The organism is Nitratireductor sp. GCM10026969, from assembly GCF_042660605.1.
Lineage (GTDB): Bacteria > Pseudomonadota > Alphaproteobacteria > Rhizobiales > Rhizobiaceae > Chelativorans.
Genome location: NZ_JBHSUM010000269.1, coordinates 1 through 2,471, shown reverse-complemented (window position 1 = coordinate 2,471; position 2,471 = coordinate 1). Strand labels below are relative to the sequence as shown.

Below are 2,471 nucleotides of genomic sequence, written 5' to 3'. Positions count from 1 at the left end.
GGCGCGGAAGGCGGTGTGCGCGTGCGGCAGGTGGCCTGCCTCGGCAACTGCAAGCGCGGCCTCTCCGCGGCGATCCTGCGTGAGGGGTGCTGGTCCTATGTCTTCGGCGAGTTGCAGCCGGGCAGCGGCGAAGACCTGATCGCGGGTGCGGCGCTGTTCGCCCGCTCCGAGGATGGCTTTATGCCCTTTCGCGGCCGGCCCCAGGCGCTCAAGCGCGGGCTTATCGCACGCATTCCCACCTATGACAGCCTGAAGGAGATTCCATGACCGCCGCTCTCCAACGCGTGCCCTGCACGGTGATCACCGGTTTTCTGGGCGCCGGCAAGACGACGCTGATCCGCAACGTGCTGGAACAGGCAGGCGGGCGCCGGATCGCCGTGCTCGTCAACGAGTTCGGCGATATCGGCATCGACGGCGAGATCCTGCGCAATTGCGGGATCGAGGGGTGCACGGACGACGATGTGCTGGAACTGGCCAACGGCTGCATCTGTTGCACCGTGGCCGACGACTTCGCGCCGGCACTCGACAGGATCCTCTCACTCGAACCGAGGGTGGACCACATCCTGATCGAGACGTCGGGGCTGGCGCTGCCGAAGCCCCTGGTGCAGGCCTTCAACTGGCCGGGGATCAAGAGCCGCGTGACGGTCGACAGCGTGGTGGCGGTGGTCGACGGGCCGGCGCTGGCCGGCGGCCGGGTGGCGGCCGACATGGAGGCGCTCGCCGCGCAGCGGGTGGCCGACGAATTGCTCGACCACGACGATCCCATCGAGGAGGTCTTCGACGACCAGGTGGCCTGCGCCGATCTCATCATCCTCTCCAAGGCCGATCTTCTGAATGAAGGCGACCTCGCCAGCGCCGAAGGCCGCATGAACGGCCATGTCCGCGCCGGCACCAAGATCGTGCCCGGCATGAACGGCAAGGTCGATGTGGGCGTGCTGCTCGGTCTCGGGCTCGCGGTCGAGAACGACATCGAAAACCGCAAGTCGCATCATGACGGCGCCGACGATCACGAGCACGACGATTTCGACACGTTCGTACTCGACCTGCCGGCAGTGGCGAGCCCCGAGGCGCTGGCCCGCAAGGTGGCGGCGGCGGCCGAAGCGGAAAACGTGCTGCGACTCAAAGGTTTCGCCCATGTGGAGGGCAAGCCGATGCGGCTTCTGGTCCAGGCCGTCGGTCCGCGCGTGACGCATCATTACGACCGCCCCTGGAAGGCGGACGAGGCACGCGGCACGCGCCTCGTCGTCATCGGCCTCAAGGGCCTCGACCGGACGGCGGTCGAGAAGCTCCTGGCGGCATGAAACGATGCACATCCTCGCCACCAGTTCCGCCTCGCTCGACGACCTGATCGAGCCGGTCGACCTTCGCCAGAGCCCGGCGGAGATGGTGGCGCTGTCCTTTACCGACAGTGACCTGGCGGGGCTTGCCGCCGCCTGGAAGGCGGACGAGAAGGCGCTGCCTTCGCTGAGGCTCGCCCCCCTGCGCGAGCTGCGCCATCCCATGTCGGTGGATCTCTGGGTCGACAGCGTGGCGGCCCATGCGCGCGTCGTGGTCGCCCGCATCCTCGGCGGCTACGACTGGTGGCGCTATGGCTGCGATCAGCTTGCCGCGACAGCACGCGAAAAGGGTATCACGCTGGCACTGCTGCCGGGCGAGGGCGGCGAGCGGGACGACCGGCTGACTTCACTCTCGACAGTCACCGAGGAGACCTATGAAAGGCTGCTCGCCTGCTTCCGGGAAGGCGGGCCGGAAAACATCGGCCTGGCCGTTCGCCACATGGCGCGAATGGCGGGTCATGAAGTCGAGGCAGGCGAGCCCCGCCCGCTCCCCCGCGCCGGATATTACGGGCCGGGCAGGGGTGTTGTGGGGCTGGAGTATTTTGCTCAACGTGCTTTGCCAGCCCCCTCTCTTGCAAATTCTAAGGACTTGAGCTTTGCCCAAGCCCAAGAATTTGCTTTCTCCCCCGCCAAGGGGGAGAGAGACCCCTCGCGGCTCAGTTCCTCCCCATTTCCGGCATCTGAGAGTGGCAGCGGCGTTGAAGCGGGCGCCCATCTCCCCTATGGCGGGGGAGAAAGCGATTTCAACATCTTAGCTGGAGCGAAGCGGAAGCTAAGTGTTAGAAATCGCAAGAGAGGGGGCGCGGCTGCGGAGCCGGTAGATTCCTTCCGCCCCGTTGTCCCACTCGTCTTCTACCGCTCGATGCTGCTCGCGGGCGACATTGCACCCATCGACGCTCTGACAAAAGCATTGGAAGAACGGGGCATCCTCGCCGTTCCCATCTTCGTCGCCACCCTGCGCGACGACACCGCGCGCCAGCTCCTCGACGAGACGGTGAAGGCTCTGCATCCCGCCGCCCTCGTCACCGCCACCGCCTTCGCCAGCAGCATGGAGGGCGAGGGCGAGGCGCTGTTCGACCGGCTTGGCCTGCCTGTCTTCCAGGTGGCCGTCGCCACCACGCGGCGCGAGGCGTG

3 protein-coding genes are annotated in these 2,471 nt (G+C 66.8%); all 3 read left to right on the top strand.

The annotated features are described in order from the left end of the window. Positions 1–267 (top strand): DUF1636 family protein (locus ACFP9U_RS24720; protein WP_378625501.1); only part of this gene is annotated, 267 nt, incomplete at its 5' end. Further along, entirely contained in the window at positions 264–1,301 is a 1,038-nt protein-coding gene (gene cobW / locus ACFP9U_RS24715) for a cobalamin biosynthesis protein CobW (RefSeq protein WP_378625499.1), read from the top strand. The genes ACFP9U_RS24720 and cobW, both read left to right, overlap by 4 nt. A gap of 4 nt (positions 1,302–1,305) precedes the next feature. Beyond that, positions 1,306–2,471 (top strand): cobaltochelatase subunit CobN (locus ACFP9U_RS24710; protein WP_378625497.1); only part of this gene is annotated, 1,166 nt, incomplete at its 3' end.

Bases quoted from the DNA above. Each gene is read 5' to 3' on its own strand.
- cobW (WP_378625499.1), top strand. From the start codon at position 264: ATGACCGCCGCTCTCCAACGCGTGCCCTGCACGGTGATCACCGGTTTT.